At 51.0% G+C, this 23,862-nt stretch carries 24 protein-coding genes and 1 other annotated feature; of the genes, 13 read left to right on the top strand and 11 right to left on the bottom strand.

Annotated features, from left to right (window positions below; all coding sequences use genetic code 11):
* Positions 1-21: 21 nt before the first annotated feature.
* The 4 genes from aroA to ihfB all read left to right on the top strand — a co-directional run bounded on the left by aroA (position 22) and on the right by ihfB (position 4,375).
* On the top strand, positions 22-1,311 hold the full coding sequence (gene aroA, locus CLR69_RS06945) for a 3-phosphoshikimate 1-carboxyvinyltransferase (RefSeq protein WP_129711446.1): 1,290 nt from the start codon (positions 22-24) through the stop codon (positions 1,309-1,311).
* A 220-nt stretch (positions 1,312-1,531) separates the two neighbouring features.
* The gene (gene cmk / locus CLR69_RS06940) at positions 1,532-2,209 is read left to right on the top strand and encodes a (d)CMP kinase (protein ID WP_107169745.1); all 678 of its coding nucleotides are present in this window, start codon (positions 1,532-1,534) and stop codon (positions 2,207-2,209) included.
* 116 nt (positions 2,210-2,325) lie between these two features.
* Positions 2,326-3,999, top strand: coding sequence for a 30S ribosomal protein S1 (rpsA, locus tag CLR69_RS06935; protein ID WP_039357911.1), 1,674 nt, complete (start codon positions 2,326-2,328; stop codon positions 3,997-3,999).
* A gap of 91 nt (positions 4,000-4,090) precedes the next feature.
* Positions 4,091-4,375, top strand: coding sequence for an integration host factor subunit beta (gene ihfB, locus CLR69_RS06930; RefSeq protein ID WP_005967571.1), 285 nt, complete (start codon positions 4,091-4,093; stop codon positions 4,373-4,375).
* A 129-nt stretch (positions 4,376-4,504) separates the two neighbouring features.
* Here the strand turns inward: ihfB and hisIE are convergent, their stop codons facing one another.
* The 9 genes from hisIE to hisL form a co-directional block, all read right to left on the bottom strand.
* Complete coding sequence (hisIE, locus tag CLR69_RS06925) at positions 4,505-5,137, bottom strand: bifunctional phosphoribosyl-AMP cyclohydrolase/phosphoribosyl-ATP diphosphatase HisIE (protein ID WP_129711445.1); 633 nt, start codon at positions 5,135-5,137, stop codon at positions 4,505-4,507.
* The gene (gene hisF, locus CLR69_RS06920; protein WP_129704473.1) at positions 5,131-5,907 is read right to left on the bottom strand and encodes an imidazole glycerol phosphate synthase subunit HisF; all 777 of its coding nucleotides are present in this window, start codon (positions 5,905-5,907) and stop codon (positions 5,131-5,133) included. Before hisF ends, hisIE begins: the two co-directional genes overlap by 7 nt.
* Positions 5,889-6,626: a 1-(5-phosphoribosyl)-5-[(5-phosphoribosylamino)methylideneamino]imidazole-4-carboxamide isomerase gene (gene hisA / locus CLR69_RS06915; RefSeq protein ID WP_039300630.1), complete on the bottom strand. Its 738-nt coding sequence runs from the start codon at positions 6,624-6,626 to the stop codon at positions 5,889-5,891. Before hisA ends, hisF begins: the two co-directional genes overlap by 19 nt.
* A gap of 6 nt (positions 6,627-6,632) precedes the next feature.
* A complete protein-coding gene (gene hisH / locus CLR69_RS06910; protein WP_129704475.1) occupies positions 6,633-7,223 on the bottom strand; it encodes an imidazole glycerol phosphate synthase subunit HisH in 591 nt (196 codons plus the stop codon).
* Positions 7,223-8,290 (bottom strand): bifunctional histidinol-phosphatase/imidazoleglycerol-phosphate dehydratase HisB, encoded by a 1,068-nt coding sequence (hisB, locus tag CLR69_RS06905; RefSeq protein WP_129711444.1) that lies wholly within the window; start codon positions 8,288-8,290, stop codon positions 7,223-7,225. Before hisB ends, hisH begins: the two co-directional genes overlap by 1 nt.
* Positions 8,291-8,305: 15 nt before the next feature.
* A complete protein-coding gene (gene hisC / locus CLR69_RS06900) occupies positions 8,306-9,379 on the bottom strand; it encodes a histidinol-phosphate transaminase (RefSeq protein WP_129711443.1) in 1,074 nt (357 codons plus the stop codon).
* Complete coding sequence (gene hisD / locus CLR69_RS06895) at positions 9,376-10,704, bottom strand: histidinol dehydrogenase (protein ID WP_129711442.1); 1,329 nt, start codon at positions 10,702-10,704, stop codon at positions 9,376-9,378. The genes hisC and hisD overlap by 4 nt, the downstream gene beginning before the upstream one ends.
* A 5-nt stretch (positions 10,705-10,709) precedes the next feature.
* Positions 10,710-11,609 (bottom strand): ATP phosphoribosyltransferase, encoded by a 900-nt coding sequence (hisG, locus tag CLR69_RS06890; RefSeq protein WP_129704483.1) that lies wholly within the window; start codon positions 11,607-11,609, stop codon positions 10,710-10,712.
* 49 nt (positions 11,610-11,658) lie between these two features.
* Positions 11,659-11,780 (bottom strand) — a sequence feature (His leader region).
* Positions 11,756-11,803 (bottom strand): his operon leader peptide, encoded by a 48-nt coding sequence (hisL, locus tag CLR69_RS06885; protein WP_106389040.1) that lies wholly within the window; start codon positions 11,801-11,803, stop codon positions 11,756-11,758. Its footprint overlaps the feature before it by 25 nt.
* 278 nt (positions 11,804-12,081) lie before the next feature.
* On the opposite strand from hisL, the gene CLR69_RS06880 reads away from it, so the two are divergent.
* Positions 12,082-12,909 (top strand): SDR family oxidoreductase, encoded by an 828-nt coding sequence (locus CLR69_RS06880; RefSeq protein WP_129704485.1) that lies wholly within the window; start codon positions 12,082-12,084, stop codon positions 12,907-12,909.
* A gap of 8 nt (positions 12,910-12,917) precedes the next feature.
* Here CLR69_RS06880 and CLR69_RS06875 read toward each other — a convergent pair whose 3' ends face one another.
* Positions 12,918-13,610 carry a response regulator gene (locus CLR69_RS06875; RefSeq protein WP_129704486.1) on the bottom strand — a complete coding sequence of 231 codons (693 nt, stop codon included), beginning with the start codon at positions 13,608-13,610 and terminating at the stop codon, positions 12,918-12,920.
* Positions 13,611-13,715: 105 nt separating this feature from the next.
* Complete coding sequence (locus tag CLR69_RS06870) at positions 13,716-15,320, bottom strand: ATP-binding protein (RefSeq protein WP_129711441.1); 1,605 nt, start codon at positions 15,318-15,320, stop codon at positions 13,716-13,718.
* A 419-nt stretch (positions 15,321-15,739) separates the two neighbouring features.
* Between CLR69_RS06870 and CLR69_RS06865 the strand changes: the two genes are divergently transcribed.
* The 8 genes from CLR69_RS06865 to citG all read left to right on the top strand — a co-directional run bounded on the left by CLR69_RS06865 (position 15,740) and on the right by citG (position 23,467).
* Positions 15,740-17,098 carry a 2-hydroxycarboxylate transporter family protein gene (locus CLR69_RS06865; RefSeq protein WP_129704490.1) on the top strand — a complete coding sequence of 453 codons (1,359 nt, stop codon included), beginning with the start codon at positions 15,740-15,742 and terminating at the stop codon, positions 17,096-17,098.
* A gap of 129 nt (positions 17,099-17,227) precedes the next feature.
* Positions 17,228-18,109, top strand: coding sequence for a fumarylacetoacetate hydrolase family protein (locus CLR69_RS06860; RefSeq protein WP_129704491.1), 882 nt, complete (start codon positions 17,228-17,230; stop codon positions 18,107-18,109).
* A gap of 84 nt (positions 18,110-18,193) precedes the next feature.
* Positions 18,194-19,258, top strand: a complete 1,065-nt coding sequence (gene citC, locus CLR69_RS06855; RefSeq protein WP_129711535.1) for a [citrate (pro-3S)-lyase] ligase — start codon at positions 18,194-18,196, stop codon at positions 19,256-19,258.
* Positions 19,259-19,281: 23 nt separating this feature from the next.
* Positions 19,282-19,572, top strand: a complete 291-nt coding sequence (gene citD / locus CLR69_RS06850; protein WP_113631898.1) for a citrate lyase acyl carrier protein — start codon at positions 19,282-19,284, stop codon at positions 19,570-19,572.
* Positions 19,572-20,447 carry a citrate (pro-3S)-lyase subunit beta gene (gene citE / locus CLR69_RS06845; RefSeq protein ID WP_129704495.1) on the top strand — a complete coding sequence of 292 codons (876 nt, stop codon included), beginning with the start codon at positions 19,572-19,574 and terminating at the stop codon, positions 20,445-20,447. The genes citD and citE overlap by 1 nt, the downstream gene beginning before the upstream one ends.
* A gap of 53 nt (positions 20,448-20,500) precedes the next feature.
* Positions 20,501-22,030, top strand: a complete 1,530-nt coding sequence (citF, locus tag CLR69_RS06840) for a citrate lyase subunit alpha (RefSeq protein ID WP_129711440.1) — start codon at positions 20,501-20,503, stop codon at positions 22,028-22,030.
* Between the two features lie 26 nt (positions 22,031-22,056).
* Positions 22,057-22,584, top strand: a complete 528-nt coding sequence (citX, locus tag CLR69_RS06835) for a citrate lyase holo-[acyl-carrier protein] synthase (RefSeq protein WP_129704499.1) — start codon at positions 22,057-22,059, stop codon at positions 22,582-22,584.
* Positions 22,562-23,467, top strand: coding sequence for a triphosphoribosyl-dephospho-CoA synthase CitG (citG, locus tag CLR69_RS06830; protein ID WP_129711439.1), 906 nt, complete (start codon positions 22,562-22,564; stop codon positions 23,465-23,467). Before citX ends, citG begins: the two co-directional genes overlap by 23 nt.
* Positions 23,468-23,862 lie beyond the last annotated feature (395 nt).

Genomic DNA, 23,862 nt, shown 5'->3' with positions numbered 1-23,862 from the left:
CGTTGAAAGAATAGGCTTCACATGCAGGAATCCCTGACCTTACACCCCATCAAGCTGATTAACGGCACTCTTAACCTCCCGGGGTCCAAAAGCGTTTCTAACCGTGCGCTTTTGTTGGCAGCGTTGTCTGAAGGACAAACCCGACTGACTAACCTGTTAGACAGTGATGATGTGCGCCATATGCTGACCGCGTTAACGGCGTTGGGGGTGGAATATCATCTGTCATCTGATCGAACCGTGTGTGAGATTATTGGGCTGGGTGGCGCGTTTACGGCGGCGCAGCCGCTGGAACTGTTTTTAGGGAACGCGGGTACCGCAATGCGCCCACTGGCTGCGGCTCTGTGTCTGACGGATGGCGATATTGTGCTGACAGGCGAACCGCGTATGAAAGAGCGGCCGATCGGACACCTTGTCGACGCTCTACGTCAGGGCGGGGCGAAAATTGACTACCTGGAACAGGAAAACTATCCGCCGCTGCGTTTGCACGGTGGTTTCCAGGGCGGTGAAATTAGCGTAGATGGGAGTGTATCGAGCCAGTTTCTGACTGCCCTACTGATGACCGCGCCTTTGGCTGCGCAAGATACGCAAATCAGCATTCAGGGCGATCTGGTTTCCAAGCCGTATATCGATATCACACTGCATATGATGAAAGCGTTTGGTATTGATGTGCGCCATGAAAATTACCAGCGTTTCTTCATTGTGGGTCGCCAGCAATACCGCTCACCGGGCGATTATCTGGTTGAGGGTGATGCGTCCTCTGCTTCTTACTTCTTGGCCGCAGCGGCGATTAAAGGTGGCATTGTACGCGTGACCGGTGTGGGCCGTAATAGTGTGCAGGGAGATATCCGCTTTGCCGATGTCCTGGAAAAAATGGGGGCGACCGTGCGTTGGGGTGAGGATTATATTGAATGTGAGCGCGGTGAACTGCACGCAATCGATATGGATATGAACCACATCCCAGATGCTGCGATGACTATCGCTACGGCGGCGCTTTTTGCACAAGGTGGTGCCACCACGTTGCGTAACATCTATAACTGGCGTGTGAAAGAGACGGACCGTTTAGCTGCGATGGCGATTGAACTGCGTAAAGTGGGCGCAGAAGTGGAAGAGGGTAATGATTACATTCGCATTACACCACCAGCCAAGCTGAAAGCGGCAGAAATCGGCACGTACAACGACCATCGTATGGCGATGTGTTTCTCTCTAGTGGCGTTGTCGGATACCTCAGTTACGATTTTGGATCCGAAGTGTACGGCTAAAACCTTCCCTGACTATTTTGAGCAGTTGGCGCGCCTCAGCGAACTGGCTTGATTCTTCTCTAGGCACGGTTTCCGTGCCTTTTTTCTTGAACAATTTTCACTACCTTCCGCTCTATTTTTCTTCTGAAAGTGCGTAGCGCGTTCAGAGAATGCCTTATTTTTCCCGCCATTCCGGCATTAGGGTAACCTTTCTCCGTATTGATGCGTATAATGAGGCTCCGTGATGCCATAAACGGCATAAGCGGAACTTCCCAGTATTAAAGGAGAGAGAAATGACGGTGATGGCACCGGTAGTTACGGTTGACGGACCGAGTGGCGCAGGCAAAGGTACCTTGTGTAAGGCATTGGCTGAAGCTTTACAATGGAACCTACTGGACTCGGGCGCTATCTATCGTGTTTTGGCTCTGGCGGCGTTACACCACCATGTGGATATCAGTTCAGAAGACGCGCTGGTCCCACTAGCCTCTCATCTCGATGTGCGCTTTATTGCAGAAGACGGGCAACTGAAAGTCATTCTGGAGGGCGAAGACGTCAGCCACGAAATTCGCACTGAAGCCGTGGGTAACACGGCTTCTCAGGCAGCGGCTTTCCCTCGCGTTCGTGAAGCATTATTGCGTCGGCAGCGTGCTTTCCGCGAGGCTCCAGGGTTGATTGCCGATGGTCGTGATATGGGAACCGTGGTCTTTCCTGACGCACCCGTGAAGATTTTCCTTGATGCCAGTGCAGAAGAACGTGCACAACGTCGCATGCTACAGTTGCAGGGGAAGGGCTTTAATGTTAACTTTGAACGTCTTTTGTCTGAGATAAAAGAACGGGATGAGCGCGATCGCAGCCGCCCCGTTGCGCCGTTAGTGCCTGCTGCCGATGCGTTGGTGCTGGATTCAACGGAAATGACAATCGATGAAGTGATAGCGCGCGCGTTGGCTTATGCCCGCGAAATTTTAGCGTAATCACAGAAAACTGAATTTTTACCTCGCTGTAAGGATGCACAGCGGGGCATGTTAAACAACCCCATCGAGCAGGATGCCAGATGGACGTTAAATTGAAACCCTTAAGATTATCAAACATGACTGAATCTTTTGCTCAACTCTTTGAAGAATCCCTGAAAGAAATCGAAACCCGTCCTGGTTCCATCGTACGTGGTGTTGTTGTTGCTATTGATAAAGATGTCGTACTGGTTGACGCCGGTCTGAAATCTGAATCTGCCATTCCGGTAGAACAATTCAAGAACGCACAGGGCGAACTGGAAATTCAGGTCGGTGATGAAGTAGACGTTGCTCTGGACGCTATCGAAGATGGCTTCGGTGAAACCCTGCTTTCTCGCGAAAAAGCTAAACGTCATGAAGCATGGCTGACGCTGGAAAAAGCCTACGAAGAAGCTGCAACTGTTACCGGTATTATCAACGGTAAAGTTAAAGGCGGTTTCACTGTTGAGCTGAACGGCATTCGTGCGTTCCTGCCAGGTTCTCTGGTAGACGTTCGTCCGGTTCGCGACACACTGCATCTGGAAGGCAAAGAGCTTGAGTTCAAAGTTATCAAGCTGGATCAGAAACGCAACAACGTTGTAGTTTCCCGCCGTGCAGTTATCGAATCTGAAAACAGCGCTGAACGCGATCAACTGCTGGAAAACCTGCAGGAAGGCATGGAAGTTAAAGGTATCGTTAAGAACCTTACTGACTACGGTGCATTCGTTGATCTGGGTGGCGTTGATGGCCTGCTGCATATCACTGATATGGCTTGGAAACGTGTTAAACATCCAAGCGAAATCGTCAATGTGGGCGACGAAATCACTGTTAAAGTGCTGAAATTCGACCGCGAGCGTACCCGTGTGTCTCTGGGTCTGAAACAGCTGGGCGAAGATCCATGGGTCGCTATCGCTAAGCGTTACCCAGAAAGCACGCGTCTGACTGGCCGCGTAACCAACCTGACTGACTACGGCTGCTTCGTTGAAATCGAAGAAGGCGTTGAAGGTCTGGTACACGTTTCCGAAATGGATTGGACCAACAAAAACATCCACCCATCCAAAGTTGTTAACGTTGGTGATGTAGTGGAAGTTATGGTTCTGGATATCGATGAAGAACGTCGTCGTATCTCCCTGGGTCTGAAACAGTGTAAATCCAACCCATGGCAGCTGTTCGCAGAAACCCACAACAAGGGTGACCGCGTTGAAGGTAAAATCAAGTCAATCACTGACTTCGGTATCTTCATTGGTCTGGACGGCGGAATCGATGGTCTGGTACACCTGTCCGACATCTCTTGGAACGTGGCTGGTGAAGAAGCCGTTCGCGAATACAAGAAAGGTGATGAAATCGCCGCTGTTGTTCTGCAGGTTGACGCAGAGCGCGAGCGTATCTCCCTGGGCGTGAAACAACTGGCTGAAGACCCGTTCAATAACTACCTGTCTGTTAACAAGAAAGGTGCTATTGTTACTGGTAAAGTTACAGCAGTTGACGCCAAAGGTGCTACAGTTGAATTAGCAGACGGCGTAGAAGGCTATCTGCGTGCTTCTGAAGCTTCTCGCGATCGTATTGAAGACGCAACGCTGGTACTGAACGTTGGCGACAGCGTTGAAGCGAAATACACTGGTGTTGATCGTAAAAACCGCGTTGTTAGCCTGTCTGTCCGTGCGAAAGACGAAGCTGACGAGAAAGATGCAATCGCAACTGTTAACAACAAGCCGGAAGAAAACAATTTCTCCAGCGCGATGGCAGAAGCGTTCAAAGCAGCTAAAGGCGAGTAATCACAACGGTAGAATGAGCAACGTAAGTTGCTCATTCTTGTAACGGTAGTCAGTTATCCTGGCTATTGATAGCCACGCATTTGGAGGCGCTATGACCAAGTCTGAACTTATTGAAAGGCTTGCTGGACAGCAATCTCATATCCCGGCCAAAGTGGTTGAGGATGCAGTGAAAGAAATGCTTGAGCAAATGGCTTCTACGTTAGCTGAAGGCGACCGTATTGAAATCCGTGGGTTTGGCAGTTTTTCACTTCACTACCGTGCACCGCGTGTAGGTCGTAATCCGAAGACGGGTGATAAAGTTGAGTTGGAAGGTAAGTACGTCCCTCACTTTAAGCCAGGTAAGGAACTCCGCGACCGCGCTAATATTTATGGCTAATTTTTAGTCCTAAATACCAGCCTTATAAAAGCACCCACTTGGGTGCTTTTTTACGTTTATCGCTTTTGCTCTCTCAGAGCTGTCATCGTGCAGCCCGCGTTATCGATAACCGATAACGCGGGGAAAGGCTTATTTATTGTGACGTTCTTTCAGGCGATTGATGATAGTCGCCAGATCCAAATCCTGATCCTGTAGCAGCACCAATAGGTGATACATTAAATCAGCCGCTTCATTGGTCAGCTCTTCACGGTCATGGACTGTTGCCGCTAATGCCGCTTCCAATCCTTCTTCGCCGACTTTCTGCGCAATGCGCTTGGTTCCGCTGGCATACAGACGTGCAGTATAAGAACTGTCTGGGTCGGCATGCTTACGCTCTGCCAGCAGTTGCTCCAACTGATAGAGGAACGTCCAGTCGCTGGCAGCAGGTGAGAAACAACTACTGGTGCCCAGATGACAGGTCGGTCCGATAGGGTTAACCAGAATTAGCAGTGTGTCGTTATCGCAGTCTGGCGTGATAGAGACGACATTCAGAAAATGGCCGGAGGATTCCCCTTTCGTCCACAACCGCTGCTTGGTACGCGAGAAAAACGTAACCTTGCCGCTCTCTTCGGTAGCCTGCAACGCCTCCTGATTCATGTAGCCCAGCATCAATACTTCACCGGATACCGCATGTTGTACGACAACGGGCAGCATGCCGTCCGTTTTTTCCCAATCGAGCTGGTTTCGTTGTTCGTTATTTAGAAAGCACTCTTCGCTTAACACACTCGAATCTCCACGCCTTGTTGCTTAAGATATTGTTTCAGTTCGCCAATATTAATAATTTGCTTGTGAAACACCGATGCTGCCAGCGCGCCATCCACGTGGGCGGTCTGGAAGGCATCCAGAAAATGTTCCATGGTGCCTGCGCCGCCTGAAGCGATAAGCGGAACTGTGCAGACATCACGCACCAGATTTAACTGATGTAAATCATAGCCGTTGCGTACGCCATCCTGATTCATCATGTTCAGGACAATCTCACCCGCACCGCGCTTTTGCACTTCTTCTACCCAATCCAGCGTTTCCCAGGTGGTGACCTTGGTACGTGCTTCATCGCCGGTGTATTGATTAACGTGGTAGCGGCCTGTCGCGGCATCGTGCCAGGTATCAATCCCGACGACGATACACTGAACGCCATAACGATCGGCCAGTCGGGTAATCAACTCAGGGTCGGCCAACGCCGGTGAGTTGATGGAGATTTTATCCGCGCCGAAAGAGAGGATTTGACCCGCTTCTTCCACGCTTTTAATACCGCCCGCTACACAGAAGGGAATATCGATGACTTCCGCAACGCGTGACACCCAGCTTTTATCGACCACTCGGCCATCGGAAGAGGCGGTGATATCATAAAAAACCAGCTCATCAGCGCCTTCTTGCGCGTAGCGCTGTGCCAGTGGCACGATATCACCGATGATTTCGTGATTGCGGAACTGCACACCTTTGACGACCTGTCCGTTACGTACGTCCAGGCAGGGGATTATCCGTTTTGCCAGCATGAAATAGCCTCCGCAACGTTAAATTTACCTTCCAGCAGCGCACGACCCACGATAACGCCTTGCACACCGCTGCCGCGCAAATTGGCGATGTCAGTCAGATTACCGATACCGCCGGACGCCTGAAAGGCAATCTGTGGGTAGCGCTGGCTGATTTCACGATAGAGCTCGACGTTGGAGCCGCTCAGCGTACCGTCACGGGAAATGTCGGTACACAGTACATGCTTCAGGCCAAACGGCAGATATTGTTCGACGACCTGCTCAAGCGTGGCATCTGAGTTTTCCTGCCAGCCGCTGATGGCGACGAACTTGGTGCCATTGGCATCGATACGTACATCCAGCGCGAGCACCAGCGCTTCCGCGCCGTAGCGGGTGAACCATTGCTGAACGAGTTCCGGTTGCTTAACCGCGGTAGAGCCGATGACGACACGGCTGGCACCGGCTTTTAATAACGCTTCTACATCCTGCTCGGTGCGGATACCTCCGCCGATCTGAACGGGTACGTTAACGCCAGCTAGCAGGGTGGTTAATAGGGGAATCTGCCGAGCTGATGGGTCTTTTGCTCCGGTTAAATCCACCAGATGTAGTACACCTGCACCTTGTTGCTGGTAATCCTGCAAGCGGGGAAGCGGATCGCTGCCGTACTGGCGCTGCTGGCCATAATCACCCTGATGTAGACGGACAACCTGTCCATCAATCAGATCTAATGCGGGAATAATCATGACGTTTTACATCTCCAGGAAATTTTTTAGCAGTTGCGCGCCCGCAGCACCAGAACGCTCGGGGTGAAACTGCACGCCAAAGAAGTTATCTTTTTCCAGCGCGGCGGTGAAGGCTTCGCCATAGTTGGCTTGTGCAATCGTGTTTTCGCAAACTGGCATGGCATAGCTGTGCACGAAATAGAAATAGGCACCGTCATCGATATCGCGGAACAAACGATGTCCGGCTTTCGGAATCACTTGATTCCAGCCCATGTGTGGCAGCGGCAGGCCGTGGTCAACCATCTTTTTCACTGGTGCATCGACAATCCCCAGCGTGGGGATGCCACCGTTTTCGTCGCTGTGTGTCCCCAATAACTGCATACCGAGGCAAATACCGAGAACTGGCTGGGTACAGGCTTTGATCAGCGCGATCAGATCGCGCTCTTCCAGTTGATTCATTGCAGCTTGCGCAGTACCGACGCCTGGCAGAAATAGCTTGTCTGCTTGCAGGACAATCTCGGCCTCGCGGCTGACAACAGGTGTATACCCCAACCGTTGCACGGCGTAGGTCACCGAAGAGAGGTTAGCGCAGCCAGTATCAAGAATGACGACCTTCATCAAAGCACTCCTTTCGAGCTCGGCAGCGTGTCACCCTCAACGCGAATTGCCTGACGCAACGTGCGGCCGAAGACTTTAAACAGGCTTTCCACACGGTGATGATCGTTACGCCCTTTAGTTTTCAGGTGTAACGTACAGGCCATGGAATAAGACAGTGAGCGGAAGAAGTGTTCGACCATTTCCGTACTCAGGTCGCCGACGCGCTGATAGCTGAACTCTGCTTTATATTCCAAATGCGGACGCCCTGAAATATCCAGCGCACAGCGTGCCAGGCACTCATCCATCGGCAGGACGAAACCAAAACGGCCGATACCGCGTTTGTCGCCCAGTGCTTTATTCAGGGCTTCGCCCAGCGCCAGGCCGGTATCTTCTACGGTGTGGTGATCGTCAATGTACAGATCGCCTTTCACTTCAATGTTCATGCGGAACCCGCCGTGAGTGGCGATTTGATCCAGCATGTGATCGAAGAAGCCGACGCCGGTGTTGATTTTGCTGCCGCCTTCCTGATCCAGCCAGACGTTTACATCAATCGCGGTTTCACGCGTGACGCGGTTGACGTGCGCATGGCGGTTACGTTTGGTCAACTGGTTGGTGATCGCTTGCCAGTTCAGCCCGCCACGCTGGTAGAGCAGGCCAGTGATTCCCATGTTCTGCGCTAGTTGAATATCGGTCTGGCGGTCGCCGATGACGTAGCTATTTGCCGTATCCATCAGGCCGTCGTTCAAATAGGCGGTCACCAGCTCGGTTTTGGGTTTGCGACAGGTGCAGTTATCTGCTGGTAAATGCGGACAAATCAGCACTTGCTCAAAACGGATGCCCTGCGATGTCAGAATCTGCATCATCAGGTTGTGCGGTGGATCGAAGGTTTCCTGTGGAAAGCTATCGGTTCCCAGCCCATCCTGATTCGTGATCATCACCAGCGTATAACCGGCCTTTTGCAGCGCCAGCAACGAGGGGATGACATCTGGTTCCAGCGCCAGTTTATCCAGACGGTCAACCTGAAAATCCTCAGGCGGTTCAGCAATCAATGTTCCGTCACGGTCGATAAAGAGGTATTTCTGGCCCACGTGAGCTCCTTAAAATTAAGCGTTGATGCCCGGTAATGATTGTAATGCAGCAACAACGCGTTCACATTCGTAGCGGTTGCCGATAGTAATGCGTAAACAGCCTGCGAGACTGGGTTGCTTATTTTGGTCACGCAGAATAATGCCCTGATCCCACAACGTTTTAAATACGGCAGGGGAGGCGGTAAAGCGTACCAGCAAGTAATTACTCTCGCTGTGAAAGACTTCTTCAATGCAGGGGATATTTTTCAGTGTGTCGCTCAGCCAGCGGCGGTTGGCAGTCACCTCTGCGACATTCGCCTTCATTTTGGCGATCCCTTCGCTGCTCAGAGCCTGCGCTGCGATATCCGCCACGGGAGTGGACAGTGGATAAGGGGCAATCACCTTCAGCAGAAGCTCAATGACCTCTGGATTCGCCAACGTGAAGCCACAGCGCAATCCTGCGAGAGAAAAGGCTTTGGATAAGGTCCGCAGAATCACCAAATGAGGAAACTCGTCCAGCCAGACTGCGGTAGTCGCCTGCGGGCAGAATTCAATGTAGGCCTCATCGATAACGACCAGCGCTTTTCCCTGTGCCAGCGTAAGCAGTTGGCGTAAATCATCCCGTGCAATCAGGTTGCCAGTCGGGTTGTTCGGGCTACAAACATAAATGACTTTGGTACCGTCCAACTGTGCTTCAATCGCATCAAGATCCAACTGCCAGTCTGATTTGCTTGCCGCAGTGCGGCGTTCGACGCCAAATGTCTCGGCGCTGACGGCATACATACCGTAAGTAGGAGGACAAAACAGGATGGCATCTTTCCCCGGCTCGCAGAAAGCGCGAATCAGCAATTCGATACCTTCATCGGCACCACGGCTAACCAAAACTTGCTCCGGCGTTACGCCTGCATACTCGGCATAGCGGTTGATAACCATGACTGGCTGACATTCCGGGTATCGGTTCAACGTTTGCAACGTCAACTGAAACTCCGGTGCTTGAGGGTATTCATTGGCATTCAGCCAGACATCGCCATTACCGCCGAGACGACGGGCAGACTGATACGGGGTTAATGCACGGACGTTGGCGCGTGCCAGTTCTTCAATGCTGCTCATGCTTGCTCCTTCAGTGCTGCAACTCGCAGGGTAACGGCGTTTTTGTGGGCGGTCAGCTGTTCGGCCTGTGCCAGAGTTTCTATTGTTGGTGCCAGTTGCAGTAATCCCTGCGGCGTGAGCTGCTGTACGGTCATACGCTTTTGGAAATCAGCCAAACCCAGACTCGAGTAGGTCGACGTATAGCCATAGGTCGGTAGAACATGGTTAGTGCCGGAGGCGTAGTCTCCAGCGGATTCCGGTGACCAGTCTCCGAGGAACACTGAACCGGCGCTGGTGATGCTATCAACCAGTGATTCAGCATCGCGTGTCTGGATGATCAGGTGTTCCGGGCCATATTGATTGCTGATTTCAATACACTGCGCCAAATCACGTGCGACGATGACACGGCTGCTGGCAAGGGCCTGACGTGCGATGTCTGCACGCGACAGTTGTGTAAGCTGTTCCTCAACGGCATCTGCAACGGCTTTGGCCATTGCGGCATCAGGTGTGAGAAGAATGACCTGTGAATCCGGGCCGTGTTCTGCCTGCGACAACAAATCGGAGGCGACAAACGCAGGCGTTGCACCGCTGTCGGCGATCACCAGAACTTCTGATGGCCCAGCGGGCATATCAATCGCTGCGCCATCAAGCTGTTGACTGACCTGACGTTTGGCTTCGGTGACGTAGGCATTGCCCGGACCAAAAATTTTATCGACTTTCGGCACGCTATCGGTGCCAAACGCCATCGCAGCAATCGCTTGCGCGCCACCAAGCTGAAAGACTTCTTTAATGCCGCACAGCTGCGCGGCATACAGAATTTCATCAGCAATTGGCGGTGGTGAACACAGTACCACGCGACCACAGCCTGCGATGCGGGAAGGCGTTCCCAGCATCAGCACGGTTGATGGTAATGGGGCTGAGCCCCCAGGAATATACAGGCCGACAGTCGCGATAGGGCGAGTGAGCTGCTGGCAACGTACGCCCGGCTGCGTTTCGATATCGACAATCGGCAATTTTTGCGCGTTGTGGAATGTCTCGATATTACGCACGGCGATCGCCATGGCCTGTTTTACTTCATCACCCAAACGGGCAGCTGCAGCGATAATCTCGGCATCGGTGACGCGAATCGCATTCACCTGAATCTTGTCGAACTGTGCGCTGTAGTCACGTAAGGCGCTATCTCCGCGGCTTTTCACGTTGGTCAGAATATCGCTCACGACAGCGGTGATACGGTCTGACGCGGAAATGGCTGGACGAGTCAGCAACTGACGCTGTTCTTCTGCTGAACATCGCTGCCAGTCGACAAGCGTACTGAAATTGCCAGTGCTATTGGTGTTGTCAGCCATCGCCATCACTCCATCATTTTTTCAATGGGCAGTACCAGAATGGAGCTTGCACCCAACGATTTCAGCTTTTCCATGGTTTCCCAGAATAGCGTTTCGCTGCTGACCATGTGCATGGCAACACGACTTTGATCGCCAGCCAGCGGCAGAATGGTCGGGCGCTCCGCACCTGGCAGAAGCGCAATCACTTCTTCCAGACGTTCGCTAGGTGCGTGCAGCATGATGTATTTGGATTCGCGAGCCTGAATCACACCTTGCATACGGGTCAGCAGTTTATCTATTAGCTGCTGTTTCTCTGCGGGCATCTCGCCGTCGCGTTGAATCAGGCAGGCTTTGGAACGGTAAATGACTTCCACTTCGCGCAGGCCGTTGGCTTCCAGCGTGGCGCCTGTTGATACAAGATCGCAGATGGCGTCAGCCAGACCTGCACGCGGTGCCACTTCAACGGAACCGTTGAGCAGACAGGATTTGAAATTGACGGATTGTCGGTCGAGATATTGTTTGAGCAGGTGAGGATAAGAGGTGGCAATACGTTTGTTTTGCAGGCACTCAGGGCCAGTATAAGCCTCGTCCAACGGCATGGCCAGAGACAGGCGGCAGCCGCCAAAGTCCAGACGACGCAGCGTGAAGTAACGCGGGTCTTCACCCTGAGCACGACGGTTTAACAACTCTTCTTCCAGCACGTTTTCACCGATGATGCCCAGATCGACCACGCCATCCATCACCAAACCGGGGATATCGTCATCACGTACGCGCAGGATATCAATGGGCATATTTTCTGCAAACGCGATCAGGCGCTGTTGCTGTAGGTTGATTTTGATACCGCAGCGCGCCAGCAGTTCGCGTGAATCGTCGCTCAGGCGGCCTGACTTCTGCATTGCTATCCGTAAACGTGTTTTATCCAGCATGGAAACCTCATTAACCTGTCAAATTTAAATTTCTAGAAATATAGCGAGCATAAAAAAACCCTCGGAAGGTGATCTTCCGAGGGCTCTCTTTGTGTTCTGCGCCACTGGAAGATCTTAACGTCTTCCAGCACCAACTGCCCGAAAGACTAATCAGGATGATGGTGATGATGGTGGTTAAACAGAACGCGTGTCATAAGATGTCTCTTTGTTGTGTCAGTGTTTATTAAATCAATAATGATTTATCTGTCGAATAACCTAAACCATGTTCGGGCCGTTGTGCAACATTTTTTTAGCAGATAGGGACAGTTCGTTTTAGTAGGGCGATAGGTCAGCATAATCGTGCTGGATATCGGTTATTAATAGGCAGAAATGTCTGCTGAAATCGGACGGGCTCTGTAGCGATGGAGGGAAAAGCCGTTTACTCTGTTGACGAAGGTGTTAATCACAGGCTCCTTGCTGGGGAGAACGGAAGATGAAAAAAGTATCGATTGTGGGGTTGGGGTGGCTGGGGATGCCGCTAGCGTTGGCGCTGAATGGGCACGGTTACCACGTGACGGGAACGAAAACCACTCAGGATGGCGTTGAGGCGGCGAAGATGAGCGGAATTGAATGCTATCAATTGACGCTGACGCCTGAATTAGAATGTGATGCTGATGAGCTTAGCGCATTACTACAGGTTGACGTATTAATCGTGACGTTACCCGCTAGCCGAACGGCGGAAGGAGGGGAAGGGTATGCGCAAGCGGTACAGCAGTTGGTGAACATGGCGCGCGTGTTTCATGTTCCGCGCATTATCTTCACTAGTTCAACCTCGGTCTATGGCGATGGCGGCGGCACGGTAAGAGAAACGTCTCCGCTACAGCCGACGACAGTAGCAGGGAAAACGCTGGTGTCGCTCGAACAGTGGTTGCAGCATTTACCCGATACCTCTGTCGATATCCTGCGTCTTGCGGGACTGGTGGGTGGCGATCGTCATCCCGGCCGTTTCCTCGCGGGTAAAACCAATCTGCCGCGCGGTAATCATGGCGTGAATTTGGTGCATCAGGAAGATGTGCTGGCGGCGATCCTATTGCTGCTAAAGCTGCCCAACGGTGGGCATATCTATAATCTGTGCGCGACAGAGCATCCTGCCAGACAGGACTTTTATCCTGAACAGGCGCGCAGATTACATGTGTCTCCGCCGCAATTTGCACCCGTGACCGATAGTTCTCAGGGCCGAATTGTTGATGGACAGCGCATTTGCCATGAGCTTGGGTTTGACTATCAGTATCCTAATCCCTCGACGATGCCGTTAAACTGACTCAGTAGCTATTTTTTGTAGTATAGGCGACGCGGGTGACCAATCTTTCCGTAACGCATTTCGGTGTCGAGGAACTGATTTTCAACGCAGAATTCCAGATAACGGCGCGTCGTTGTTTTACTGAGTCCGGTTTTTTCGACGATATCATCGACAGAATAGAGCGTATCGCCACCATCACTGGCAAAAATCTGTTTGACCAGTCCTAGCGTGTTTTCCTCAATGCCTTTTGCCGATGAGGAGGAGGCCGGGCCGGACGATTGCAACTGGTAGAGGATATCGACATTCTGCTGATCGACAATTTTGTACGTGTGTTGTGTTTTCACGAATTGAATAAACCGCTCTAGCGACGAGCGCAGCCGCGGATAGGAAAGCGGTTTGATTATGTAGTCAAAGGCTCCGCAGCGAATCGCCTGAGCACAGGTATTCATATCACTGGCGGCGGTAATAAAGATAACAGAACAGTCCATTCCTTTGAGCACTTGGCTTTCAATCAACGAAACCCCTTCGCCGTCGGGCAAATAGTTATCAAGTAGAATGAGACGTGGCTTATGTTGCTGAAGGAGTTTTTTGGCTTCAAAAAGCGTAGCGGCAATTCCTACAACACGCAGATTGAAATGCTTTTCAATAAACTCAGCATGGATAGTGGCCAGCTTACTTTCATCTTCAACGATTAAGACATCGAAATGTTCAGTGTGCTGCATGGTGTGAATCCCTGTTAGTGTATGAAGTATAAAGAAGATCTCGTACCCTGTATTCCCTCCATACTTTAGGCCGCCTATCTGTTGTTCACGATATGGCAACCCAGATTATTGAGGGGAAAGCGGTATAAATAGGGAAAATACGCTGCCATTCGGCTGATTGGCCGAGACTTCAATGATTCCCTGTGCCTGATTAAGGTAGCTAGCGACCAGATGCAGCCCCAGCCCGTGATCGCCCTGCGTTTTGCTGGTCATGCCCATTTCGAACAGGCTATCGGCAATTGTTGGATCGATCCCTGTTCCCTGATCGGCGACCTCAATGACCAGCTCTTGTTCGCTGTTGTAGATGTACATTTCGACAGGATAATGTGGTGCAGCGGTGGCCAATGTGGCTTCCATGGCGTTATCCAGCAAATTACCAATGATGGACATCAGTTCTGTTTCGCTTAGCGCGGCAGGAATATGGGTGAGCTGGCAGCGTGGGTCGAAAACAATCTCTATGCCTTTTTCCCGAGCCGTCGCGTACTTGCCCAGCAGCAGACCGCACAGCGCCGGTGAACAGAAGCGATGGGAAACAAAATCCAGTACTACCTGTGCACTTTCCGACTGCGCTTCAATATATTTAATGGCTTCGTCATAGCGTTTTAAGTGCAAGAGTCCAGCCAGCGTAGCGGTCCAGTTCAGCTGTTCGTGGCGCAGAATACGCAGGCTGTTTGCATAACGTTTCACCTGGCTGAGCTGCATGCTGAGCGTATGAATATCGTTTTTACTGCGGAAACTGATCACCCAGCCCTGAAGTTCATCTTCCAGCATAATCTGCACCCGACTGGCAATGACGGTCGCGTGGTTAAAACGGCAGATCTCATCGTGGGTATCACTGCTCCACATTGCTTCACCGGAGAAGAAGGGCACAGGTTTGATCACGGCATCAATCGGTTTGCCGCGCAGCAGATGGGAGGGTTCATTTAGCCCGAGGATCTCTTTGGCAGCATGGTTAATGGCGGCAATACGGTGCTGTTTGTCGATGGCGATGACCCCTTCATAGATCGATTCGAGCAGCGCCTTCTGCTGCCTGACCAACATGCGGATCTCTAGGGGCTCAAGGCCAAACATCTGTTTCTTCAGATTACGTGAGAACCACCAGGAAAAGATGAACAGCGCGACAAACATCGCCACAATCGCCAGTAGAATACGCGCCAGTTTACTGAACGTCAGGTTATCGATGTGGGTTTTCAGGTAGCCCACGGAGACAATACCGATCACTTGACCATCAGCAATAATGGGCGCTTTACTGCGTAGTGAGACGCCGATGCTGCCGTGGCGTACGGTGATCGCGCTTTTTCCTGCTAATACGTCGAAATTGTCTCCCCCGACCATCTGCGTGCCGACGAGTTTGTCACTTTCCGAGTATTCAGAATGAAACAGGTGGCGCGCTTGATTATCGCCGATCACTATATAGCTTGCATCGCTGCGCTGTTTCAATTGTTGGGCGAGAGTATATATCTGTTTGATATTTCTATTTTTCACCGACTCAACCAGCGTCGGAATAATGGCGATTTCTCTGGCTTGCACCTGTGCGCGTGTACCCAGCTCAGAATACAGTTGCTTATCAATATCATGATAATAATAGATACCTGTCATTAGTAGTAGCGAAGAGAAGAAGACGATCAAATAGATAAATAATTTGATATGAAAGGAAAGTCTCAATCTCATGATGCTAGCAAGCCTTGTGGGGTAACTAGAAATAGTTACTGAATTTATCACGAATGGTATTAAGAATGGACTGAGAGAAAAAAACTTGTGAGCAATAACACATTTAAATATGTTGCTATCAATATAGCGTGGCAATAAACAGATAAAATTAAACGACTCTGCTTTGTTTAATAAACAACTTAATTACTTTTTATCAACATAATTCCTTTTAGGAAATAAACGCTATAAAAACCATAAGAACCTTAAAGTTTATTTCGTGCAAAAATCAATCTAACTGCCTGCATAGCAAACGATTATTGAATATAAACCATTAAATCCATAAACACCTTTAAAACTCGTTTTTTAATTTGAATGGAATCACATAATAATGTTTTATCGGCCATTATGATGCGCTGACAAAATAAAACGGGGGATGAGTTATGAGTACGACTGATATTGTAAATAATGAGGTGATTGAGAAAGTTTCATTAAAGGAAAAATGGTGGCACATTCTGGATACCTATAAAGTAGGTATTATTCCTGTGCCGCTTTTTGTGCTGGCAGGGGTATTAATCGGCATCGACTGCCTGAGTGGCAAGCTGCCCAGTGACATCGTTGTCATGGTGGCAACACTGGCATTCTTCGGGTTTGCCTGTGGTGAATTTGGTAAGCGTTTGCCGATTATCGGCAAGATGGGGGCGGCGGCAATTTGTGCGACCTTTATCCCTTCGGCGATGGTGCATTACGGCCTGCTACCGGACGTTGTCGTTGAATCCACGACTAAGTTCTATAAAAGTACCAACATCCTGTACCTCTACATTTGCTGCATTATTGTCGGCAGTATTATGAGTATGAATCGGCAGACGCTGATTCAGGGCTTCCTGCGTATTTTCTTCCCTATGTTGTGTGGTGAAGTTGCAGGAATGCTGGTGGGCATGGGAGTAGGTATTGCGTTAGGTTTGGATCCGTTCCAAATCTTCTTCTTCCTCATTCTGCCGATTATGGCGGGAGGGGTGGGTGAAGGTGCTATCCCGCTGTCTATCGGTTATGCCGCGATTCTACATATGGACCAAGGTGTAGCGCTGGGACGCGTATTACCCATCGTGATGCTGGGTAGCCTGACGGCGATCATCATTGCCGGTATTCTGAATCAGTTGGGTAAACGCTATCCGCACCTGACTGGTGAAGGTGAACTGATGCCGAATAAGGGTAATAGTCTGGGCAAAGGCGAGAACAGCGCACCAGCTTCTGTCTTTAGCGGTAAAGCCGATGTGACGACCATTGCTTCCGGCGCGCTGCTTGCCATCCTGTTGTATATGATCGGTATGCTTGGACACAAAGTGATTGGCCTGCCTGCACCGGTTGGTATGCTGTTTGCAGCGGTGCTGGTGAAGTTGGCTCATGGCGTTTCACCGAAAATGCTGGAAGGTTCTCAGGTCGTATATAAGTTCTTCCAGACCTCTGTGACATACCCAATTCTGTTTGCCGTTGGTGTGGCGATTACGCCGTGGCAGGAACTGGTGAATGCCTTTACGATTCAAAACCTGCTGGTGATTGTTTCTACCGTGGTGACACTGGTCACGACTGGTTTCTTTGTCGGTAAAAAGATCGGTATGCATCCGATTGATGTTGCCATTATCTCCTGCTGCCAGAGTGGGCAAGGTGGTACTGGTGATGTTGCGATTCTGACGGCAGGTAACCGTATGGTGCTGATGCCATTTGCGCAAATTGCTACCCGTATCGGTGGTGCTATTAACGTTTCGATTTCATTACTGATACTCGCTAACTTTTTAGTCTAATTTCATTCAGAAAATAATAAGATTCTGAGCTAAAGAAATAAATTTTTTAAAATACAGCATTGAAAAATCGCATGAGTTAACGAAATAAAACCTCTATTACACATAGGTTTATTTTGCACAGGAAATATTATGAAACTTGCAAGCTATCGTCATAACGGTAAGGACAGTTACGGCATTTATACGGCAACGGGGTTAATCGATCTCGGCGGTAAAATAGGCCATCTTTACCCTGACCTGAAAGCATTACTGGCGCAGAATGCACTACCTGTTGCATATGAGTTTAGTGCGAATGCATCGGATATTCCGGTCGCAGATGTGACATTCCTACCGGTTATTACCACACCAGGGAAAATACTGTGCGTAGGTATGAACTATGCGGCTAAACGTCAGGAATTTAATGAACTGAATCCTGCGCCAACATTATTTGTACGCTTTGCAGATTCACAAACTGGACACGCGACACCTGTTATCAAACCGCATTATTCCAGCGAATTTGATTATGAAGGCGAACTGGCAGTCATTATCGGTAAAGGCGGACAACATATATCTCGGGATGTCGCGCTTTCTCATGTCGCAGGCTACAGCTGCTACATGGATGGTTCGGCGCGTGACTGGCAGCACAGCTGGTTTACCGCGGGTAAAAACTGGCAAAAAACCGGTGCGTTCGGTCCATATCTGACCACCACGGATGAAATTCCCGACCCGCATGTGTTGGCAATCCGTACGTATCTGAATGGCCGTATGGTGCAGGACGACAATACCAGCAGCATGATCCATAAAGTCGCTGAACTGATTGAATACATCAGCACCTTTACCGAACTGAGTGCGGGCGACGTGATTATCACGGGGTCGCCGGGCGGCGTAGGTAAAAAACGCAATCCGCCGCTGTTTATGAACGCCGGTGACTGCATTGAAGTTGAAATCGAAAACATTGGTCATCTGCGCAACATGATAGTGGATGCAGTGGTACCGATGAAATCGGTTCCGACCGCTGAAGTCGTTGTGCACTAAGTTCAAGTGTCTGGCTCGCCGGTGTGAAAACCGGCAAGCCTGCAATGAATGCTCTAACTAATTCGAGTTGTGGGAAGAACCGTGATGTATGCCAATGATTCCGTCTTTTTTGACACGCTGGATGTGCGCCTTCGGGAGCAAGAGAGGGACGCGGTACAGCAGTTCCTTGCACACTGTCAGCTCGGCATGGATGACGATATTGACATCGTTGTTGTTGGCAAACTGGGCGGGCGGCTGATTGCCTGTGCGGGTCTAGCCTCCAACACCATTAAGTGCGTTGCGGTCGATCCTGAATTCAGGCACCTCAATCTGGGTGTGCAGGTAGTGAATGAAGTGATGCAGCAGGCGGCAGATCGCGGCCATTTCCACCTGTTCCTTTATACCCGACCGGAAAATGTCGACATCTTCCGCGGATGTGGCTTCTACCCGCTGGCGTGCTTTCAGGACAGCGCGGTGCTGATGGAAAACACGCCGATTGGCATTCAGCAATATTGTCAGTCTTTGGCCGCGTTTGCACAGCCCGAAACGCTTGCGGCGCGTGGAGATAAAAAGATCGGCGCCATTGTCATGAATGCGAACCCCTTCACATTAGGTCACTGCTATCTGGCGGAACACGCGGCGCAATCGTGTGATTGGCTGCATGTGTTCGTCGTTCGGGAGGATGTTTCCTTTTTCCCATTCAGCGAACGTCTGGAAATGGTGCAGCGCGGCGTGGAGCATATCCACAATCTAACGGTGCATGCGGGCTCAAAATACATGATTTCTAAAGCGACGTTCCCTGGTTATTTCCTGAAGGAAGAGAAACTGATCACCCGCGCCCATGCCGCGCTGGATTTAATCATTTTCAGGAAATATATCGCGCCAGCGCTCGGTATTACCCAGCGCTTCGTTGGCACCGAACCCTTCTGCCCGGTGACGAATCAATACAATCAGGACATGCATTACTGGCTGGAGAAAGACCAGACGGTATCTTCTCCTGCATTAAGTGTGGTTGAGATTGAACGTAAACGGCAAACCTCAGGACTGGCAATTTCCGCTTCTGAAGTCAGGAAATTACTCAAACTTCGGCAGTACAACCGTATTCAGGACATCGTGCCAGTTTCAACCTTTGAACATTTACAGCACTACTACGAACCCGAATACGCGTAATTAAAATTAATCAGGATAAATCTATGAAGATTATTAAGGAGTCCCTGGCGGGCACCTTTGAGTCCAGCGATTTGCTGGTCAAAGTGGCACCGGCAGACGGGAAGCTCACCGTGGTCATAAACAGTGAAGTGATTAAACAGTTTGGTCACCAAATCAAGCAAGTCGTAAATGACACACTGAAAGAGCTGGGCGTGCAGGAAGGGACGATCATTGTGGATGACAAAGGGGCGTTGGATTGTGTCATCCGTGCTCGCGTGCAAAGCGCGGTACTGCGTGCGACAGACGGGCAGCAGATTGAATGGGAGAAATTATAATGAACACGCTTCGCCGCAGTATGTTATTCCTCCCCGGCGCGAACGCCGCCATGCTGTCCAATGCGTTTATCTATAAGCCTGACTCCATTATGTTCGATCTGGAAGATGCCGTTTCCCTGCGGGAAAAAGACACCGCACGTCTGCTGGTTTTCCATGCGCTCCAGCATCCGATGTATCGCGACATTGAAACCGTAGTGCGTATCAACCAGCTCAGTACACCGTTTGGCCTGCTCGATCTTGAGGCTGCTGTACGCGGTGGTGCTGACGTTATTCGTTTGCCAAAAACCGATTCCACCGATGATGTGGATGAGTTGGAACGCCATCTGGTTCGTATCGAAAAAGCCTGCGGCCGTGAAGTCGGTTCCACTCGCATTATGGCGGCAATTGAGTCTGCGGTGGGCGTGATTAACGCCGTTGCCATTGCTCGCTCTTCCGAACGCATGATCGGGATTGCGCTGGCGGCGTTTGACTATGTGATGGATATGCAAACGGAACGCGGCGATGGTACGGAGCTGTTTTATGCCCGATGTGCTGTGCTGCACGCGGCTCGCGCTGCCGGAATTGATGCGTTCGACGTGGTTTATCCCAACGTCAATGATGATGCGGGGTTCCTGAAAGAGGTCGATCTGATCCGCAAACTGGGCTTCAACGGTAAATCCCTGATTAACCCGCGTCAGATTGAGCTGTTACACAACGCCTATGCACCCACGCAGGATGAAGTGGACTACTCCCATCTGGTGATCAAAGCCGCCGAAGAGGGCGAACGTGCTGGTTTGGGCGTCATTTCCCTGAACGGAAAAATGATCGATGGGCCAATTATCGACCATGCAAGAAGAGTGCTGGAACGTGCTCAAGCCTCCGGCGTTCGCAAATAGCCATTGCGTGATTACACCGCAATTGCCGCTCTCAGGAATCACAGGATTAGACAATGAGTCATTTTATTGAAGCACTGCAAAAGCAGTATCCAGAAAAACGTCATCTGCAACCCTTCGTTAACGCCAATCAAAATACGCCATGGCTGAATGATGTTGAACAAAAACATGAACGCAAATTGTGTACCGATCTGGAAGAGGCGATTCGTCACAGCGGACTGAAAGACGGAATGACGATCTCTTTCCATCACCATTTTCGCGAAGGCGATAAAGTTATCAACCGCGTGATTGATACGCTGGCCGGTATGGGTTTTCGAGATTTGACTTTGGCATCCAGCTCGTTGATGAGCTGTAACGCACCGCTGATCGAACACATCAAAGCGGGTGTGATCAGCCGTATTTACACCTCTGGAATGCGAGGCAAGTTGGCTGATGCCATTTCCCACGGATTAATGAAAGAACCGGTACAGATTCATTCTCACGGTGGTCGCGTTCATTTGCTGCAAAGCGGTGAGCTGAATATCGACGTTGCTTTCCTTGGCGTTCCATGTAGTGATGAATTTGGTAACGCCAATGGCACCGCCGGAAAATCTAGCTGCGGCTCGCTGGGTTATGCCATGGTTGATGCACAGTTTGCTCGCAAAGTGGTGCTGCTGACTGAAACGTTGGTGCCGTTCCCGAATATGCCTGCCAGCATCGTACAGGATCAGGTGGACTATATCGTTCAGGTCGATGAAGTAGGCGATCCGGCCAAAATCAGCGTAGGCGCAGCGCGCGTCACCAGCAATCCGCGTGAATTGCTGATTGCCCGTTCAGCGGCGGATGTGATTGAACATGCGGGCTATTTCAAAAACGGTTTCTCAATGCAGACCGGTTCCGGTGCGGCTTCTACGGCCTGTACGCGTTTCCTCGAAGATAAAATGCGTCAGCAGAACATTGTGGCGCGCTTCGCGCTCGGTGGTATCACCGGCGGTATTGTCGACCTGCATGAGAAAGGGCTGATCGAAAAGCTGATCGATACCCAGTGTTTCGATGCCAATGCGGCTGCATCGTTGGCAAAGAACCCCAATCATGTCGAAATTTCCACTAACGTTTATGCCAATCCGAGTTCTAAAGCGGCCTGCTGCGATCAACTGGATATGGTGATTCTCAGTGCGCTGGAAATTGATACCGATTTTAATGTCAACGTGATCACTGGCTCTGACGGCGTGATGCGGGGTGCGTCCGGTGGACACTGTGATGTCGCAACGGCAGCGAACCTGACTATCGTTGTTGCGCCGCTGATTCGTAGCCGTATCCCGACCGTGGTGCGTCAGGTGACGACGCGCGTTACGCCGGGAGAAAGCATTGATGTACTGGTGACCGATCACGGTATTGCCGTAAACCCGGCTCGTCCAGACGTTGCTGAACGTCTGCAACAGGCGGGACTGAATGTGATGACGATTGAGGCACTTTATCAACGTGCGATTGCGCTTGCTGGTGAACCACGTGCTATCGAGTTTCACGATCGTATCGTCGGCGTGATTCGCTATCGCGATGGCAGTGTAATTGACGTTGTTCGTCAGGTGAAAGAAGCCAACGAATAAGCGGTAAACGCATGAGGGAATCGACGATGACAAATGCTGTTTCCATCTCTTTGGAAACCTTACTCGCGGCGAAGGAACGCCGCGCAGTTCGCCAACAAGAATGGCTTGCTCGGCACGGTGCGACGCTGGTGTCGCTGACACTCGTCACGCCTGGACCAGTAAAAGATAGCAAAGGTTACCGGCAGGTGATGGCGGAAGCCGTCAAGGCATTTACCTTGTTGTGCCAGACGCGGGGTTGGATGGTGCTGGAGCAGCAGACATTCTGGCTGGCAACGGGGGCGGAAGGGTTGTGGGCAATCACCAAAGATGCACTGTCAGTGAAAGCGGCGACCATTGCGCTGGAAGATAATCACGAACTGGGGCGGCTATGGGATTTTGACATTTTTAGTCCAGAAGACGGTTCAATTGGTCGTTCCGTGCTGGCGCACGGGGGACGCGCTTGCTTATTGTGCGATCAGATGGCACACGCCTGTAGCCGCTCGCGTCGCCATTCGTTGCCCGAGTTGCTTGAGCATATTGAGGAAAAGGTTAATGCCTATTTTATGCCAGCCTGACGGTGTACGGCCAGTCTCGGCCTTTCATTCCGTCGTCAGAGAGCATCGGGAACGTTGCCCGTTACCAGATATCGACCAGCGGGTGGCGCATGCGCTGACGATGGAAGTCATGTTGACGCCGAAACCTGGATTAGTAGATCGCGCGAATAACGGATCTCACCGCGATATGGATGTCGCGCTGTTTCAGACTAGCATTCAGGCCATTTCTCCCTGGTTTCGACGTTTTACTGACGCGGGCTATCAGCATGCGAGCGTACCGTTAGCACAGCTACTGTCTCAGGTTCGTCCTATCGGTATCGCCTGTGAACAGGCGATGTTGTCAGCGACGAAAGGTGTGAATACGCATAAAGGTGGGATTTTCGCGTTTGGCCTGCTGTGCACCGCCGCCGGTTGGTTGGCAGGGCGGGGAGAATCTGTCACGCAGCGTAGCCTGTGCGGCAGCGTTGCCGCAATGTGTCACGACCTGGTGCGTAATGAGCTGGAGACATGCTCTGGGGCGGCAACGGCGGGGGAGCACCTCTATCAGCGGCATGGACTGACGGGCGCGAGGGGGGAAGCCGCCAGCGGTTTCAATACGGTATGCCAGTACGCGTTGCCCGCTTTGCAGCAGGCGATTACCGCTGGGATGAACGACGAAACAGCGCTGTTACGGACGCTGCTGGTGTTGATGGCCCATAACCCTGACACCAATGTCGTTTCACGAGGCGGCATGGACGGACTCGCGTTTGTACAAGATTACGCGCAGAGATTACTTGCTGGCCCACTGGAGCATCAGGCACTAATCAAGATGGATGAGGCGTTGATTGCCCGCAACCTTAGCCCTGGCGGCAGTGCTGATTTGCTGGCCTTAACTTGGCTGCTATATCACTATCCTGCTGAATAGTGGGCTGACGTAGGTAAGGCGCTGATTCGTCCTGTGATGGTTAGCGCCGATAATTCTCATTATGTGGCAGCTCATTAACACTTTTCTTATTGTTCCACTAAAGTTATTGAGCAAATTGCCGATATCGCTTTCACCAACCTCTACCCGTTATACTTTGAGTGGCCCATGTGCTAGCTGGTCAAATGTCTTTTCGACGAATTTGCCCTTTGCTTGCCACCTTCTTGTCACTCGAATTATTTAGGGTATGTATCATGCTGTTTCAGGTACTCCGAGTAATCGTTTTCAATATGCAACCAGTGCTGTGGAATTGTGCTGGCACACATGGGATTTGAAAGATAACGGAGAGGCGTGCATCAATATAAACCATTGACACAGAATCCATGTAAATATGGTGG

This window comes from Pectobacterium zantedeschiae, from assembly GCF_004137795.1.
GTDB classification, from domain to species: domain Bacteria; phylum Pseudomonadota; class Gammaproteobacteria; order Enterobacterales; family Enterobacteriaceae; genus Pectobacterium; species Pectobacterium zantedeschiae.
This window is presented reverse-complemented; position numbering and strand designations above follow the sequence as displayed.